We start from the raw sequence: 16,247 nt of genomic DNA on the forward strand, positions 1-16,247 counted from the left end.
CGTCCTACGGCCTCGAGGCGAACCTCTCGAGCAGGTCCACGTGGCCGGAAACAATGAGCATGTCCCGTGCGGAGACCTTCGTCTCCGGCCGGGCATAGGTGAAGTCCTCGCCCGGGGATTTCACGCCCACAATGGTGACGCCGTACTTGGACCGGACCTTGGACTCCTCGAGTGTGAAGCCCACCGTTTCGCGTGGCGGGTACATCTTCACAATCGCGAAGTCGTCGTCGAACTCGATAAAGTCCAGCATCCGGCCGGAGACCAGGTGCGCGGCGCGGACGCCCGCGTCGGCCTCCGGGTAGATGACGTGGTGGGCGCCGATCCGGGTCAGGATCTTGCCGTGCGAGGGTGTGATCGCCTTGACCCAGAGGTGCTGGATGCCGAGGTCCACGAGGTTGACCGTAATCAGCACGGAGGACTCGATCGAGGTGCCCACTCCCACGACCGCTGAGCTGAACTCCTGCGCGCCGAGCTGGCGGAGGGCATCGATGTTGGTGGCATCGGCCTCAACGACGTGGGTCAGGACGCTGGCCCATTTCTGCACCAGGTTCCGGTCGCGTTCGATCGCGAGCACCTCACGGCCCTGCTTGACCAACTGCTCGGCGGTGGACGAGCCGAAGCGGCCCAGCCCGACCACCAGCACGGGGGCGTTGTGGGCGGGCCGGTCGACGGCGCCTGATGAACTAGCCAATGATGGGCCTCTCTTCCGGGTAGTGGTACAGCTGGCTGCGCTGGCGCAGGGCCAGGGCAGCGGCGAGGGTGACGGTCCCGACGCGTCCGGCGAACATCAGGGCGCTGAGGACATAGACCCCCGACGGCGGCAGTTCGGCGCTGAGGTTGGTGCTCAGGCCCACCGTGGCGAAGGCGGAGATGGTTTCAAACAGCACCCGGTCCAGGGACGCCTCGCTGATCTGCAGCAAAAGCAGGGCCGAAACGGCCACGAGGGTGGCGCCGGCGACGATCACCGAGATGGCCACCCGCATGGTGCCCTCCGGGATGGTGCGGCCGTAGATCTTCACGTCGGAGTCTCCGCGGGCCTCGGCCACGATCGCCAGGAACATCACGGCGATGGTGGTCACCTTGATGCCGCCGGCGGTCGACGCGGAGCCGCCGCCGGCGAACATCAGGGCATCCGTCAGCAGCATGGTGGTCGAATCCATCTGGTTCTGGTCCACCAGGTTGAAGCCGCCGGACCGGGTCATCACGGACGCGAAGAGTGAATGGATGATTTTGTCCGCGTCGCTCATGCCGCCGATGGTCCGGATGTTTTCCCACTCCATCAGCCCCCAGAGCACAGTGCCGGCAACGAGGAGGATGAACGACACCTGGATGGTCAGCTTGGTGTGGAGGTTCCACTTTTTCCAGTTCAAACCGTTCTGCTGCAGCACCATGACCACGGGGAAACCCAGGCTCCCGAGGAAGACACCCAGCATGAGCGGTACCAGGATCCACAGATCGGTCTCATACGGGACGATCCCGTCGGAGTGGGGCGTGAAACCGGCGTTGTTGAACGCGGAGATGGAGTAGAACACCCCGTGCCAGACCGACTGGCCGAAGCTTTCGCCCAGGGCGAGGAACCGCGGGATCAGCGCGAGGGCGAGCGCCGCCTCGATCACCACGGAGGTGACGATGACGATCCGCAGCAGCGTGCCGACCTCGCCCAGCCGGCCGGCGTTCATGGCCTCCTGCGCAATCAGCTTGCCCCGGACTCCGAGTCTCTTGCTGACCATGAGCGCCAGCAGCGACGCCAACGTCAGGGTGCCCAGCCCGCCGACGAAGACGCCGATCAGGATGATGAGCTGTCCGAAGAAGGACCAGTGCACGGCCGTGGAGACCACCGTCAGGCCGGTGACACAGACGGCAGACGCCGCGGTGAAGAGCGCCTGGTGCAGGGGGGTGACGGTTCCCGTGGCCGAGGACAGCGGCAGCGACAGCAGGGCCGTGAAGACCAGGATCACCACGGCGAACGTGGTCAGCGCGAGGCGCGCAGGTGAGCTGTTGGCAATGTTGTCGATGAAATCGCGCAGCCGCGTGAAGATCCACAGGCCCTCCCGCTCGGGAGTGCCGGGCTGCCAGCTGACCGCGCTCGTGGCCCTCGACTGGCGTTGCGTCATGTGTGGTTTGTCCTCGGTTGAAACTTCTTCCTTCAGTAGTAAACCACTAAAGTCCGCGCAATGACGGGGGAGAGGAGCCCTCGGCTCGGGTAGCCTGTGATTGATGACATACCTGCCCGGACCCACCCAGGCCGCATTGCCGACGACGGTGGTGTGGGACCCGGACATGACTGCCTACAATTTCGGCCACGGCCACCCGATGGCGCCGGAGCGCATGGAACTCACGGCCCGGCTGGCCGGCAGCCTCGGCCTGCTGGATCTGGACCACGTCAGCGTGGCCGCACCCGAGGTGGCGTCCGATGAGGAACTCCGCACCGTGCACAGCCCCGAGTTCGTGGCCGCCGTCCGGCGCGTCAGCGAGGACCCCGGCACCCCTGACCTGGAGCGCGGACTCGGCACCGAGGACGACCCCGCGTTCGCCGGCATGCATGAGGCCAGCGCCCGGCTGGCCGGGGGCTCCCTGCTCGCAGCCGCCGCGATCCTGGACGGCAGCGCGGTCCGGGCGGTGAACTTCGGCGGCGGGATGCACCACGCCTCCCGCGAGCGCGCGAGTGGGTTCTGCATCTACAACGACGCGGCCCTGGCGATCCAGCGTCTGCTCGACGGCGGCGTGCAGCGGGTCGCGTACCTCGACGTCGACGCGCACCACGGCGACGGCACCCAAAGTATCTTCTGGGACGATCCGCGGGTGCTGACCATCTCGCTGCACGAGACCGGACTGACCCTCTTCCCGGGCACCGGCTTCGCCAACGAGATCGGCGGACCGAACGCCGCGGGCAGCGCCGTGAATGTGGCCCTCCCGGCCGGCACCGGGGATGCCGGCTGGCTCCGGGCCTTCCACGCGGTGGTGCCGCAGCTGGTCGGAGCCTTCGCGCCGGAAATGATTGTCAGCCAGCACGGGTGCGACTCGCACCGGCTGGATCCGCTGACCCACCTGAACATCAGCGTGGACGGCCAGCGCGAGGTCACCACGGCGATCGGGAACCTCGCGGCCCGTTACTGCGACGACCGCTGGATCTCGACCGGCGGCGGCGGCTACAACATCTTCAGCGTGGTGCCCCGCTCCTGGAGCCACCTCATCGCGATCGCCGCGGGGCGCCCGGTCCCGCTCCGCACGCCCGTCCCGGAGGACTGGCGCCGCCACGTGAAGGACAAGTACGGGGCCAGGTACGGCGTGGAGCCGCCCCGGTTCATGGGGGACGACGTCGACCTGTGGTGGCGTTCCTGGGAAGTCGGCTTCGACCCCAACGACGAAGTGGATCGCACCGTGATGGCCACCCGCAAGGAAGTATTTCCGCTCTACGGACTGGACCCCTGGTTCGACTGAAAGATCCGGAGCGACCCCGGCTGCCCGCGCGGGAAATAGTGGATGCCATCCGGCGTATATGTCGCTAGTGTGGAGGGCATGGTGACAGACGACGTATTTGCCGTCATTGCTGAGGCAACCCGGCGTGACATTCTGGTGGCCCTCCGCAAGGGGGACAAAGCGGTGGGGGAGCTGGTCCAGGAACTGGAGGCAAGCCAGCCCACCATTTCCAAACATCTCAAAGTGCTCCGTGAAGCGGACCTCGTCAGCATGCGGGCCCAGGGCCAGAAACGCTACTATGCCCTGAATCCGAAACCCCTCGCGGGCATCGCCAGCTGGCTGGAGACGTTCGACGTCGGCACCCCGGAGGTGCCCGGGGCGCCGGTGGCCAGGGTCCCCGACAAGATGCTCCAGACCGCTCCGGACGGACTGGGCGCCGCCGCCGCCCTTTCAGCCGCCCCGGCCGCGCCGCAGCCAGCCGCCGCCGCCATTTCAGCCGCCCCGGCCGCGCCGCAGTCAGCCGCCGCTGCCCTGGCCGGCCGCACCGCCGGCAGCCCGCTGAGTCCCGCCGTCGTTCTCCCCGTCGGCGCCGCCGGTGAGGACAGGATGCCGCAGCAGATCGGACGCACCGTCGGCCGTGCCGCCACGAAGGCCGCCGACCTGCTGGCCAGCCTGCCCAAATTCGGCCGGAAAAAGTAGCCCGGCCCGCTGTGTCCCGTGCCACCCCGGTTTGGTCGCACGGGGTGCCCGCCGGTCCTCGAATAGAATCCTTTCCCGCCGGTGCAACCATGGAGGGGCTTGATTGTTGTGCCCACTGACGGGCGCCAAGGTTTAGGGATTTGCAATGGACGCACGGCTTGAAGCCATCCGGGACACCGTACTGGCAAGGAATCCCGGCGAAAGGGAGTTCCACCAAGCAGTCACCGAGGTCTTCGAGAGCCTCGGACCGGTACACGACCGGCACCCGGAATTTCTTGAGGGTGCCGTCCTTGAGCGGCTCTGCGAGCCGGAGCGGCAGATCATCTTCCGTGTGCCGTGGACGGACAATGCCGGACGGGTCCAGATCAACCGCGGTTTCAGGGTCGAGTTCAACTCGGCGCTGGGGCCGTACAAGGGCGGACTGCGGTTCCACCCGTCCGTCTACCTGGGCATCGTGAAGTTCCTGGGCTTCGAGCAGATCTTCAAGAATGCGCTGACCGGCATGCCGATCGGCGGCGGCAAGGGCGGCTCCGATTTCGATCCCCGCGGCCGCTCCGACGCCGAGGTCATGCGCTTCTGCCAGTCCTTCATGACCGAGCTGTACCGCCACATCGGCGAGTACACCGATGTTCCCGCCGGCGACATCGGCGTCGGCGGACGCGAGATCGGGTACCTGTTCGGCCAGTACAAGCGCATCACCAACCGCTACGAGTCCGGCGTCCTGACCAGCAAGGGCATCTCCTGGGGCGGTTCCCTGGTGCGGCCGGAAGCAACCGGCTACGGCACCGTGATCTTCACCGAGGAAATGCTGAAGACCCGGGGGCAGTCCTTCGACGGTCAGCGCGTTGTGGTCTCGGGCTCCGGCAACGTGGCGATCAACGGGATCGCCAAGGCCCAGGCCCTCGGCGCCAGCGTAGTGGCGTGCTCCGATTCTTCCGGCTACATCGTGGACGAGGCCGGAATCGACGTCGACCTCCTCCGCAAGATCAAGGAGGTGGAGCGGGGCCGCCTCAAGGACTACGAGACCCGACGTGCCGCCGTCTCCTATGCTGAGGGCGGTTCGGTCTGGGACGTCGACGCTACGGTGGCGCTGCCGTGCGCGACGCAGAATGAGCTCGACGGCGACGCTGCCGCCCGGCTGGTGCGCAACGGACTCGTAGCCGTTGGGGAGGGCGCCAACATGCCGTCCACCCGCACCGCCGTCTCCGTCTTCCAGGACTCGGGTGTGCTCTTCGGCCCCGGCAAGGCCGCCAACGCCGGCGGTGTGGCGACGTCCGCGCTGGAGATGCAGCAGAACGCCAGCCGCGACTCCTGGTCCTTCGCGCACACCGAACAGCGGTTGACCGAAATCATGGTCGGCATCCACGACCGCTGCGCGGCGACCGCCGAGGAGTACGGGGAGCCCGGCAACTACGTGCTGGGCGCCAACATCGGCGGTTTCGTCAAGGTAGCCGACGCGATGCTGGCCCAAGGCCTCATCTAGGCGTGAGCAGGCGCACGTGGTCCGGAGTCAGCTCGGAGAGCCGGCCGACGCCCAGCAGGGCCATGGTCCGGACCATGTCCGTTTCCAGGATCTGGAGGGCCCGGGCCACGCCGGCCTGACCGCCGGCCATCAGCCCGTAGAGGTACGCGCGGCCGATCAGCGTGAAGTCCGCGCCGAGGGCCAGCGCTGCGATGATGTCCGCGCCGCTCATGATGCCGGTGTCCAGGATGACCGCCGCATCACTGTGATCCGCATCCAGCACCGCGGTCACGTCCGGCAGCAGGTGGAAGGGGATCGGGGCGCGGTCCAGTTGGCGGCCGCCGTGGTTGGAGAGAATGATGCCGTCCGCGCCGTGGTCCACCACCCGGCGGGCATCCTCCACGGTCTGGATGCCCTTGACCACGAGCTTGCCCTTCCACGTCTCGCGCAGCCAGTCGAGGTCGTCGAAGGTCAGGGTCGGGTCGAACATCGAGTTGATGAGGTTCGCCACCGTTCCCGTGTAGCGCGAGAGCGAAGCGAATGTCAGCGGCTCATGGGTGAGGAAATTGAACCACCAGGCCGGGCGGTAGGACGCGTCCAATATGGTCTTGAGCGTCAGCGCGGGCGGAATGGTCATGCCGTTGCGGACGTCGCGGAGCCGGGCGCCGGCGACGGCGGTGTCCACCGTGACCATGAGGGTGTCATTGCCCGCCTGGGCGGCCCGCTCGATGAGTTCCAGCGAACGGTCCCGGTCTGTCCACAGGTAGAGCTGGAACCAGTTCCGGCCGTCCGGGGCTGCCGCCGCCACGTCCTCGATGGACGCCGTGCCCATGGTCGACAAGGTGTAGGGGATGCCCGCTTCGGCGGCGGCACGGGAGCCTGCATACTCTCCCTCCGACTGCATCATCCGGGTGAATCCGGTGGGTGCGATCCCTACCGGCAGCCGGGACGGCTTTCCCAGGATCTCCGTGCCAAGATCGACCTTGGAGACATCCCGCAGGATGCCGGGCCGGAACTCGATGTCCAGGAACGCCTGGCGGGCGCGCGGCGCAGCGTGATCTCGGCTTCAGCAGCGCCGTCGGTGTAGTCGAAGGGCGCCTGGGGCGTGCGCCGCTTGGCCAGGTCGCGGAGGTCCCAGATGGTGCTGGCGCGGCGGAGCCTGGCGGCCCGGCTGAACTCCGGCTTCTTGAACTGCATCAGCGGGGCGAGGTCCGAGTACTTCGGGATGCGGCGCTTCAGGGCGGCCGGAACAAGCCCGGCCGCGACGGCGGGCTGGCCGTTCGGCAAGGTGTCTGGCGGGGTGCTGGGCGCCTCGGGGTTGCCGGGCTCGATGGTGTGCGTCATGGTTGCCTCCGGGCAGGTCTCGTGGTGCGGGATGTTCTGCGTGCGGCGAAGCTCCGCCGGCTGTGGGTCCAACCCGAGTCTAGGCACTTGAAGCCGTGGGTGTTGCTGGAATCCTGGGCAGCCTCACGGGCGCGTCCGGCGTCTCCCTCGCTCGCCGAGGCCGCCGGCTGCTGGAGGCGCCACGGCGGCACGGCGCCGGGCGGAGCACCGCGGCATTCCGGCTGCCGCGGCGCAATGTTACGCACCCCGTTTTGCCGCAGGGACGTTCCCGGGGCTATGGTCAGCGCTATGACAAACCGTTGGTATGCGTATTTTTCGTTGGCTCTGGAGGGGCCCGCGTCTAACTGACACGCATCCAACCTTCCTTCAGAGCCAACAGGGCAGAGATCATTCTCTGCCCTTCGCCATTTCCCGGCGGGTTCTGATCAGGGCCCGCTCCGTAACCGGAACAGGACCTCAGCATGAGCATCGAAGCAGCCCCCGAATCCCAGCAGTCCACGTCCAATCTCCGTGTCAGCGAGTTCACCTCGCTGCCCACGCCGCAGGCCATGATGGCTGAGCTGCCGCTCGACACCCAGGCCGCCGAGGTCGTCGGACGCGGCCGGGACGAGGTCCGGGCCATCCTGGACGGCGTCGATGACCGGCTCCTGGTGATCGTCGGGCCTTGTTCGATCCATGACCCCAAGGCCGGGCTGGAGTACGCCCGCCGGCTGGTCAGCCAGGCCGAAAAGCACCGCGAAGACCTGCTGATCGTGATGCGCACCTACTTCGAGAAGCCGAGGACCACGGTGGGCTGGAAGGGCCTGATCAACGATCCTCAGCTCGATGGCAGCCACGACATTGCCGCCGGGCTCCGGGCCGCCCGCCGGTTCCTGCAGCAGATCACCGCGCTCGGCCTGCCCACGGCCACCGAATTCCTCGAGCCGATCAGCCCCCAGTACATGGCGGACCTCGTCTCCTGGGGTGCCATCGGGGCGCGGACAACCGAAAGCCAGATCCACCGGCAGCTGGCGTCGGGGCTTTCCATGCCGATCGGCTTCAAGAACGGGACCGACGGCGACCTCCAGGTCGCGCTGGACGCGTGCAGCGCCGCCGGCGCGGCCCAGGCCTTCCTCGGGATCGACGATGAGGGCCGGGCGGCGCTCGTATCCACGGCCGGCAATCGGGACGCCCACATCATCCTCCGCGGCGGACGCAAGGGCCCCAACTACTCTGCCGCAGACGTCGAGGCCGCCTCCGCCACGTTGGCCGCGCGGCAGCTGAATCCGCGCCTGATCGTGGATGCGAGCCACGCCAACAGCGGCAAGAGCCACCATCGGCAGGCCGAGGTGGCCCTCGAGATCGGTTCCCAGCTGGAAACCGGGGGACCATCGGCGGGCGCAATCGCGGGCATCATGCTCGAGAGCTTCCTGGTCGGCGGGGCGCAGAACCTGGACGTTGCGGCGCACGCCGCGGGACGGGACGATCTGCTCTACGGCCAGAGCGTCACCGATGCGTGCATGGACTGGCAGGTGACGGCGTCGGTCCTGGGGCAGCTGGCGGCGTCCGCACGGACGCGCCGGACCCGGGGCTAGGGACGGTGCCCGACGGGAACTGCGATGTCGTCCCGGGCGACTCCCCAAATAAGGTCGTGATTTCCGCATTGCCTGCGGAAAGTCCGGTGGGATTACTGCGCAAGTCTTTCACAGGGGCACCAAGAGCCCCTAGAGTATCTATCACATGGTTGTTGGATGGCTCAGCATCGGCGCACCGCCATGTCATCTAGATAGGGCTGCCGCTTGTTGAGTAAGGAATAAAAGAAATGTCACCGGAGGCCAACTTCTCCAATGCTCGATTCTTGACCGTGGCTGAAGTCGCGGAGCTCATGCGCGTGTCCAAAATGACGGTGTATCGTCTCGTGCACTCCGGCGAGATGCCCGCCGTCCGATTCGGCCGCTCGTACCGGGTGCCGGAAAGCGCCGTCGAACAGTATCTCAAGGGTGCCGTAGTCGACGGACGCACCGAGACTGCCTGAATCCCTTAGATCGGAAGACCGCGTCCGCGGGCCTGTGCCGCGGCGTCGGTCATGGTGTGCCCCGGATAGGCGGTACCCTGTTAAGGAACGTTTTACGTCATTGTAAGAACCTGTCAGTTGCACAGTCTGCTGCTTAGCCCGCGGACCCTTCCCAACAGGCAGGTACTACATCTAGCCGGTAAGGAACTTTCGTGGGTTCAGTTATTAAGAAGCGTCGCAAGCGTATGGCCAAGAAGAAGCACCGCAAGCTGCTTCGCAAGACGCGCCACCAGCGCCGCAATAAGAAGTAGCAATTCTTCGAACTGCGTGAGAGATGCCCGCTGCCTTCCAGGTGGCGGGCATTTTCTTTTGGCCTTACCGCGGCGGAAGCGGACGGCTCAACCCACAGGGGTCAGCGGGTGGGGCCCCGGAAGCGGGAGAAGCCCCGCCACAGGCCGTAAATGGCCCCGCCGACCGTGGCCGCCTTGAGGCCCAGCGTGGCGGCCCGCCGCCCGGAGCGGAAGTCGTAGACGGGCCAGTTGTTTTCCCGGGCATGGCGCCGCAGCCGGGAGTCGGGGTTGATCGCCACGGGGTGCCCCACCATGCTCAGCAGCGGAATGTCGTTGTGGGAATCGCTGTAGGCCCAGCACCGGCTGAGGTCCAGGCCTTCGACCCGTGCCATCTCCCGCACTGCCACGGCCTTGGCCGGGCCGTGCAGGATGTCGCCCACCAGCCGCCCCGTGTACGAGCCGTCCAGGATCTCGCCGACGGTGCCAAGGGCTCCCGTGAGTCCCAGCCGGCTGGCGATCACGGTGGCGACCTCGATCGGCGTGGCGGTCACCAGCCAGACCCTGCGGCCTACCCTGAGATGCTGCTCGGCCAGGGCCTTGGCTCCCGGCCAGATGCGGGATTCGATCATCTCGTCGTAGACTTCTTCGCCGAGGGCCTCGACGTCCTCGACCGTGAAACCGGAGGCCAGCGTCAGGGCAGAGTCGCGGACGGCGTGTACATCGTCGATGTTTTCGCCGCGCAGCACGAACATGAGCTGCTTCCACGCAAAGCCGGCCGCCTGGGGGATGGTGAACGCCCCGCGCTGGTGCATTTTGCGGGCCACATGGAACAGGCTGGCGCCCTTCATGAGGGTATTGTCGACGTCGAAAAAGGCCGCTTCGCCGTGCTGCGGTGCTGCAGCAGGCTGCGTGACCACAGCGACGTACTTCTCCTCGGGCATATATCGAGTCTAGTCACTGCCGCGACGGGCCCCGTCGCACTGATGGCCCGGAGCGCGGACGGCCCGGAGCGCGACGGCCGCGCGTCGACGCCGGATGGCCCGGAGCGCGAACGGCCCGGGACGCGACGGCCGCGCGTCGACGCCGGATGGCCCGCCGGGCTACCGTGGAAACATGTCCAAGCCCGCGCCCCTCCCCGATGTAGTTCTGATCACCAAAGCTGACTGCCACCTCTGCGCCGAGGCGCGCGCCGCCGTCGGGCGTGTCACCGCCGCCCTGGGCATCGGCTGGACCGAGCAGTCGGTCGATCAGGACACGGCGCTCCGAGAGCGCTTCGCCGAGGAGATTCCCGTGGTGCTCGTCGACGGCATCCAGCGGGATTTCTGGAAGATCGACGAAGTCCGGCTCGCCCGGACCCTGCGGCGGGCGCTGGACGCGCAGTCCTGAGCGCGAGTGCTTTGTTGGCTGAACTGCGTGGGCTCTAGAGTGGGAAGCACAACGCGACGCAATGGAGCAGATAGTGACTTCGCTGGATTCATCTCCCGAGGCTGTGCCCGGGGGAGCCGGGTCTGCCGCCAAGCAGATTCCGCCCGCGGCCGTAGCCCGGCTGACGATTTATCTGCGCGCCCTCACCACACTGCTGGCCGAGGGGGTGGACCGGGTTTCGTCCGAGTCCCTCGCCGAGGCCTCCGGCGTCAGCTCTTCCACGCTCCGCAAGGACCTGTCCTACGTGGGTTCCTATGGGACGCGCGGGGTGGGCTACGAGGTTCAATACCTCAACCGGAATATTGCCGCCGCGCTGGGGCTGACGCACGACTGGAAGGTCGCGATTGTCGGCGCCGGCAACCTGGGCAAAGCCCTGGCCCGGTACGGCGGCTTTGAATCCCGTGGGTTTGAGATCGTTGCGATCTTTGACGCCGACCAGATGGTGGTCGGCAGCGAAGTGGGCTGGCTGCGGGTCAGCGACGCGGCGGACCTCGAATCGGTCCTATTGCGGACGGGCACAAATATGGTGGTCCTGGCGCTCCCCGCCACGGTGGCGCAGAGCGTGTGCGACCGCGTCGTTGCCGCCGGCGTGCGGAGCATCCTCAGCTTTGCCCCCGTGATGCTGCAAGTACCGCCGGGCGTCAACCTCCGGAAGGTGGATATGGCAACTGAGCTCCAGATCCTTGCCTACCACGCACAAAGGGCGCAGGACCCGGAGGACGTCGACTAGCGTCAGACGTTCCGGTTCCTGCGCCCAGGGCGCCGGAGGTTGGCGGATTAGTTCCGGAAGGGGCCGCCCGGCTGTGCGTAGGGATTGGCGAAAGGCTGCTGCTTGCGGAAGTACGGGGAGGTCGCCGGCAGGTAAAGCATCACGATGCCCGCGATGCCGGCCAGCACCGCGAGGGTGCCGATGCTCAGCGGGAACAGGCTGAAGACCGACAGCGCAGCGAAGACCGTGCCCAGAATCCGGGCCCAGTTCTTACCCTTGCGGACGTTGAGCGCCACGAGGGCGTAAAGGGCCGTACTGATCACGGCGAACACCACGATGGTCCCGACCAGGAAGGGCCTGATGTCGTTGAAATTGACGTCCGCGCCGCTGGCCGCCATCTGCTCCTGGAACATGTCCCGCACCGCGGGGGTATCCAAGGTGCCGATGGACAGCAGGAGCGAGAGCAGCCACAGCACGCCGGAGGCGACAATCAGCCAGAAGGCAATGTTGACGAGCTTGGGCACACCGTCGCCCGTTTGCTGCTGGCCTGCGGAGTACTGGGCGTAGGGGGACTGGCCGTACTGGGGTGCGTTCTGCCCGTACGGCGGGGTGGGGGGCGTCTGCTGGCCGTACTGGGGCGCGTTCTGGCCGTACTGGGGTGCGTTCTGCCCGTACGGCGGGGTGGGGGGCGTCTGTTGGCCGTACTGCGGCGCGTTCTGGCCGTACTGCGGCGTGGGCTCGCCCGGAACAGGACCGTCCGGGCTTGACGGCGGGACTGGAGGAATACTCATGGGCGGTCCTTCATATGTCGATCTGGATCGGCTACCGGGACCAGTAATCCTTGCCCTGCCCCCAGCATGGTTTAGTTCAACCGTACAGCGGGCCAACCGCTGCAGGGATCATTCCCGAGAGGTATTTTCAGCCATGATCCGGAGGTTCAGCCCGGACGGCGGCAGGCCACCATCGGCGGCGCCCCTTAGCGGCTTTTCAGCGACTCTTCCGGGTACTCCGGCCGCACCCCGCGATCAGACTCGGCCGCGCAGTGACGCGAACCAGGCCTGGGAATTAGGCAGCCACATCAGCACGGTGGCCGCGAGGCTGATGATGAAGCCCGGCCAACTGCTGCCGCTCCGGCCGTCCGTGGCGCTGGCGCTGATGATGGTCAGGAGCAGGGATACCCCGGCCAGGATCGTGAGGGCGAACCGGGCCCATTCGCGGCCTTCCTTCATTTTCATGGCCAGGATGATTTGGGCCGCGGCCAAGGCAAGCGCCGCCAGCACCAGCAGCAGCACCATGATGCCGATGCCGGGAGCGACGGCCAGAAGGACGAAGGATCCGAAGAGGCCGACAACTCCTCCCAGCAGGCCGAGCAGACCTCCGATGAGCCAGATCCAATAGGAGACCTTCAGCTCGATTGGCATGTTGGCGACGCTGAACATGCCGGAGAAGCCCCCTTGGGGCATGACATCGCTGACGTTCCGGGGCCGGTCGGCGGGCATCTCAAAGCGGAAGCCGCCCGGAGCCGCGGGCTGCCCTGGCGGCTGAAAGCCCGGAGCCTGGCCGTAGCCCTGTTGTGGTGGCTGGCCAAAGCCCTGCGGCGGCCCGTAATGACCCTGCTGCGGCGGCTGGTAGCCCGCTCCGGCGGGAGCTCCGTCCGGAGAACCGGCCGGCGGACCGGCGGGAGGCGGTTCGGAGCCGGTTGGCGGAACGTTGCCGGGCTGTGGGGGCTGGGCACCCGGCTGCTGCGGCGGCGGTACCTCGTTAGGGTTGCTCATGGCTCTCACTGTAGACCGCGACACCCCCGTTATCTAGGGAATTTCAGCCCGGTCCAGAGCATGTCGGAACCGGTCCTGGCTGGTCGGCAAGGCCGGCGGCAAGCAGGTGGGAAATCGTGGGCCAGGTCAGCGTCATACCGAGGCTCGCTGGCTGCCCGGCAGTTGAACGCCACTGGTAAGCGGTTAAACAAGAGCACCCCGCTCCATCCCGGGGATGGAACGGGGTGCCGCTGCAGCGGACGACTATGCTGCGGGAGCGATGAAGGCCAGTTCGAGGTTGACGGCAACCTTGTCGCTGACGAGCACGCCGCCGGCTTCGAGCACGGCGTTCCAGGTCAGGCCGAAGTCCTTGCGGCTGATCGTGGTTCCGGCGGACAGGCCGGCGCGGGTGTTGCCGAACGGATCAACAGCAACGCCGTTGAACTCGGTCTCGAGGGCCACCGGACGGGTAACGCCCTTGATGGTGAGGTCTCCCTGGAGTTCGTAGACGTCGCCCTTGGGGACGATGGTGTTGGACACGAAGGAGATTTCCGGGAACTTCTCGACGTCGAAGAAGTCTTCGCCGCGGACGTGGCCGTCGCGGTTGACGTCGCCGGAGTCGAAGCTCGCCGTCTTGATGGTGGCGTTGACCTTGGAATCGGCGACGTTGTCGGCGAGCTCGAGGGTGGCTTCGGCATCCTTGAACTGACCGCGGACCTTGCTGATGCCTGCGTGGCGGACAGTGAAGGCAATCTCACTGTGCGAGTTGTCGAGGGACCAGGTGCCGGTGGTGACGTTGGCGGGAAGAGCCATGATGTTTCTCCTTGAGTCGGGTGGGTACTGCGGTCGGTCTGATCGCCAGTCGAAACTATTCATTGAAGTCTCAACTAACTGCTTCACCCAGTATAAACATGCATTTGCATCTTTTATTCCAACGGCAGGGAACATTTCTTCAAACTCTTCAGTTCTACTTCTTGTAGAAGATTTCGTCATTGACCCTGCCCTTTGAGAAACTGGTACACATGCCCCAAGCCATTGTTCATTTGCTCCGCCACGGCGAGGTCCACAATCCAGATGCCGTCCTGTACGGCAGGCTGCCGGAATTCCACCTCTCCGAGCTCGGCCGGCAGATGGCGCTCATGCTTGCGGAGCACTTCCACGACCGCGCAGCCCACGGGGCGAACATCGTCCACCTGGCTGCCTCTCCGCTGACCCGCGCGCAGGAGACGGCGCAGCCCATTGCCGAAGCGCTCAACCTCGAAATCACCACCGAGGACCGGATCATCGAGGCAGTTAACTACTTCGAGGGTCTTCACGTCTCCAAGGCAGAGCTCCTCAGGCCGAAGCACTGGCCGATGCTGCGCAACCCGTTCCGTCCCTCGTGGGGGGAGCCCTACAAGCTGCAGGCTGCCCGCGTCCTTGCAGCCGTTCAGGATGCGCGGCTGCGGGCCATTGCACTCGGCGGCGGCGGCGACGCCGAGGCAATCCTGGTCAGCCACCAGCTGCCCATCTGGGCCACCCGGCTCAGTGCCGAAGGCAAGCCCCTTTGGCACGACCCGCGGAAACGGGAATGCACCCTCACCTCGGTCACGTCTCTCGTGTTCGACGACGTCGGCAGCCTTGTGCGAGTCGAATACGGCGAGCCCGCCGCAACCCTCCTGCCCGGTGCGTCCAGCACCCCGGGAGCCTGAGCATGACCGGACGCGACGCGCCCCGGTCCGACGGGCAGCGGACCCGGGCCGCCATGACCCGCCGCAGCGTGCTGACAGCGGGCGGCGCGGCGATCGCCGTCGTGCTGGGGCTCTCCGGCTGTGCCCAGGAAGATGCGCTGGCCAAACAGGCCAAGGCAGGCGACAACAAGAACTATGTGGCCGGCGACGGGTCGGTGACGGAGTTCGCCCTGGCGGACCGCAAGAGCCCGACTGACATCCACGGCACGCTGTTCGACGGCACCACGGTCAATGCCGGCGATTTCCAGGGCAAGGTCACCGTGCTCAACTTCTGGTTCGCGGCCTGCGCCCCTTGCCGGGTGGAAGCGCCCTCGCTGGAGGCCCTGCACCAGGAGTTCAAGAGCCAGGGCGTGCAGTTCTATGGGGTGAACCTCCGCGACGAGAAGGCCACCGCGGAAGCGTTCGACAAGACGTTCAACCTCACTTACCCGAGCTTCAACGACAAGGACGGTGCCGTGCTCCTGACCGTCTCGGGCCTCGTGCCGCCGGGGGCCGTCCCCACCACCCTGGTGCTGGACAAGCAGGGCCGGGTCGCTTCCCGAGTCCTCGGCGAGATCCAGAAAGGGACGCTCAAATCCCTTATCGCCGCTGCCGTGGCGGAGTAGCGGTCTGCCACTATGAACAGTCCCTTCGCCGAAGCCATCCTCAACGGTTCGCTCCTGCTGGCCATCCCGGTGGCGCTGCTGGCCGGGTTCGTCTCCTTCCTCTCGCCCTGCGTGCTGCCCCTCGTCCCGGGCTACCTGGGCTACGTCACCGGGCTGACCGGCGTCGACCTCCAGAAGCAAAAGCGCGGCCGCATGCTGGCCGGCATCGGGCTCTTTGTCCTGGGTTTCTCGGTGATCTTCGTGTTGCTCGGCGGGGCGTTCGGCCAGCTGGGGACGCTCATCACGGGCTCGGAGAACAGGTGGATCACCCAGGTTTTGGGCATCCTGGTGATCATAATGGGCGTGGTGTTCATGGGCGGTTTCGGCTGGTTCCAGCGCGACGCGAAGATCCAGGCCAAGCCGCCGGCCGGGCTCTGGGGCGCACCGCTGCTGGGCATCACGTTCGGACTGGGCTGGGCGCCATGCATCGGGCCCACCTATTCCGCGGTGCAGCTCCTGAGCCTTTCCGGCGGATCCTCTGCGGCCAAGGGCGCCTTCCTGGCCTTCGTGTATAGCCTGGGCCTGGGCATACCCTTCCTGCTGATCGCCCTGGCCGTGCGCCGCGGCGTCGGCGTGATGTCCTTCTTCCGCAAGCACCGGCTCGCCATCCAGCGCACCGGCGGCGGCATCCTGATTGTGCTGGGCCTGCTGATGGCCAGCGGCGTGTGGGGAACCTGGGTTTCCGGGTTGCAGTACTGGTTCCAAACCGATGTGAAATTGCCGATCTGATGAGCGAGCGAGTGAACATAGAGAAGAAGTCCCCGGCCCCCGCCGCCA

17 protein-coding genes and 1 pseudogene are annotated in these 16,247 nt (G+C 66.7%); 11 read left to right on the forward strand and 7 right to left on the reverse strand.

Annotated features, from left to right (window positions below):
* Positions 1-4: 4 nt before the first annotated feature.
* Positions 5-643 (reverse strand): TrkA family potassium uptake protein, encoded by a 639-nt coding sequence (locus tag QFZ69_RS02915; protein WP_373461926.1) that lies wholly within the window; start codon positions 641-643, stop codon positions 5-7.
* Positions 644-683: 40 nt separating this feature from the next.
* The gene (locus tag QFZ69_RS02920) at positions 684-2,114 is read right to left on the reverse strand and encodes a TrkH family potassium uptake protein (protein WP_306915532.1); all 1,431 of its coding nucleotides are present in this window, start codon (positions 2,112-2,114) and stop codon (positions 684-686) included.
* 103 nt (positions 2,115-2,217) lie between these two features.
* Here QFZ69_RS02920 and QFZ69_RS02925 point away from each other — a divergent pair, with 103 nt between their 5' ends.
* The 3 genes from QFZ69_RS02925 to gdhA all read left to right on the forward strand — a co-directional run bounded on the left by QFZ69_RS02925 (position 2,218) and on the right by gdhA (position 5,602).
* Entirely contained in the window at positions 2,218-3,441 is a 1,224-nt protein-coding gene (locus QFZ69_RS02925; RefSeq protein WP_306915533.1) for an acetoin utilization protein AcuC, read from the forward strand.
* Between the two features lie 78 nt (positions 3,442-3,519).
* Positions 3,520-4,119, forward strand: coding sequence for a helix-turn-helix transcriptional regulator (locus QFZ69_RS02930; protein ID WP_306915534.1), 600 nt, complete (start codon positions 3,520-3,522; stop codon positions 4,117-4,119).
* A 145-nt stretch (positions 4,120-4,264) separates the two neighbouring features.
* On the forward strand, positions 4,265-5,602 hold the full coding sequence (gene gdhA / locus QFZ69_RS02935) for an NADP-specific glutamate dehydrogenase (RefSeq protein WP_306915535.1): 1,338 nt from the start codon (positions 4,265-4,267) through the stop codon (positions 5,600-5,602).
* On the opposite strand, the pseudogene QFZ69_RS02940 reads toward gdhA, so the two are convergent.
* Positions 5,595-6,925, reverse strand: a pseudogene (locus QFZ69_RS02940) (alpha-hydroxy-acid oxidizing protein). The gene gdhA and the pseudogene QFZ69_RS02940 overlap by 8 nt on opposite strands.
* Before the next feature lie 461 nt (positions 6,926-7,386).
* Between QFZ69_RS02940 and QFZ69_RS02945 the strand changes: the two are divergent.
* The 3 genes from QFZ69_RS02945 to QFZ69_RS02955 all read left to right on the forward strand — a co-directional run bounded on the left by QFZ69_RS02945 (position 7,387) and on the right by QFZ69_RS02955 (position 9,229).
* On the forward strand, positions 7,387-8,499 hold the full coding sequence (locus QFZ69_RS02945) for a 3-deoxy-7-phosphoheptulonate synthase (RefSeq protein WP_306915536.1): 1,113 nt from the start codon (positions 7,387-7,389) through the stop codon (positions 8,497-8,499).
* A gap of 227 nt (positions 8,500-8,726) precedes the next feature.
* Positions 8,727-8,939 carry a helix-turn-helix domain-containing protein gene (locus QFZ69_RS02950; protein WP_306915537.1) on the forward strand — a complete coding sequence of 71 codons (213 nt, stop codon included), beginning with the start codon at positions 8,727-8,729 and terminating at the stop codon, positions 8,937-8,939.
* Positions 8,940-9,130: 191 nt separating this feature from the next.
* Complete coding sequence (locus tag QFZ69_RS02955; protein ID WP_003792170.1) at positions 9,131-9,229, forward strand: 30S ribosomal protein bS22; 99 nt, start codon at positions 9,131-9,133, stop codon at positions 9,227-9,229.
* A gap of 101 nt (positions 9,230-9,330) precedes the next feature.
* Here QFZ69_RS02955 and QFZ69_RS02960 read toward each other — a convergent pair whose 3' ends face one another.
* The gene (locus QFZ69_RS02960; protein WP_306915538.1) at positions 9,331-10,149 is read right to left on the reverse strand and encodes an HAD family phosphatase; all 819 of its coding nucleotides are present in this window, start codon (positions 10,147-10,149) and stop codon (positions 9,331-9,333) included.
* 172 nt (positions 10,150-10,321) lie between these two features.
* On the opposite strand from QFZ69_RS02960, the gene QFZ69_RS02965 reads away from it, so the two are divergent.
* Positions 10,322-10,594, forward strand: a complete 273-nt coding sequence (locus QFZ69_RS02965; RefSeq protein ID WP_306915539.1) for a glutaredoxin family protein — start codon at positions 10,322-10,324, stop codon at positions 10,592-10,594.
* 73 nt (positions 10,595-10,667) lie between these two features.
* Positions 10,668-11,363, forward strand: a complete 696-nt coding sequence (locus QFZ69_RS02970; protein ID WP_306915540.1) for a redox-sensing transcriptional repressor Rex — start codon at positions 10,668-10,670, stop codon at positions 11,361-11,363.
* A 47-nt stretch (positions 11,364-11,410) separates the two neighbouring features.
* On the opposite strand, the gene QFZ69_RS02975 is transcribed toward QFZ69_RS02970, so the two are convergent.
* The 3 genes from QFZ69_RS02975 to QFZ69_RS02985 form a co-directional block, all read right to left on the reverse strand.
* Positions 11,411-12,133, reverse strand: coding sequence for a resistance to Congo red protein (locus QFZ69_RS02975; RefSeq protein WP_306915541.1), 723 nt, complete (start codon positions 12,131-12,133; stop codon positions 11,411-11,413).
* Between the two features lie 234 nt (positions 12,134-12,367).
* Positions 12,368-13,117, reverse strand: coding sequence for a hypothetical protein (locus QFZ69_RS02980; RefSeq protein ID WP_306915542.1), 750 nt, complete (start codon positions 13,115-13,117; stop codon positions 12,368-12,370).
* 243 nt (positions 13,118-13,360) lie between these two features.
* Positions 13,361-13,909, reverse strand: a complete 549-nt coding sequence (locus QFZ69_RS02985; protein WP_306915543.1) for a YceI family protein — start codon at positions 13,907-13,909, stop codon at positions 13,361-13,363.
* A 209-nt stretch (positions 13,910-14,118) separates the two neighbouring features.
* Between QFZ69_RS02985 and QFZ69_RS02990 the strand changes: the two genes are divergently transcribed.
* Genes QFZ69_RS02990 through QFZ69_RS03000 form a run of 3 tightly spaced genes read left to right on the forward strand, consistent with a single transcriptional unit; the run spans position 14,119 to position 16,199 of the window.
* Entirely contained in the window at positions 14,119-14,787 is a 669-nt protein-coding gene (locus QFZ69_RS02990) for a histidine phosphatase family protein (protein ID WP_306915544.1), read from the forward strand.
* A gap of 53 nt (positions 14,788-14,840) precedes the next feature.
* Entirely contained in the window at positions 14,841-15,431 is a 591-nt protein-coding gene (locus tag QFZ69_RS02995) for a TlpA disulfide reductase family protein (protein WP_306919577.1), read from the forward strand.
* 12 nt (positions 15,432-15,443) lie between these two features.
* Positions 15,444-16,199 carry a cytochrome c biogenesis CcdA family protein gene (locus QFZ69_RS03000; protein WP_306915545.1) on the forward strand — a complete coding sequence of 252 codons (756 nt, stop codon included), beginning with the start codon at positions 15,444-15,446 and terminating at the stop codon, positions 16,197-16,199.
* Positions 16,200-16,247 lie beyond the last annotated feature (48 nt).

Source organism: Arthrobacter sp. V1I7, assembly GCF_030817015.1.
In the GTDB taxonomy this organism is placed as follows: Bacteria; Actinomycetota; Actinomycetes; order Actinomycetales; family Micrococcaceae; genus Arthrobacter.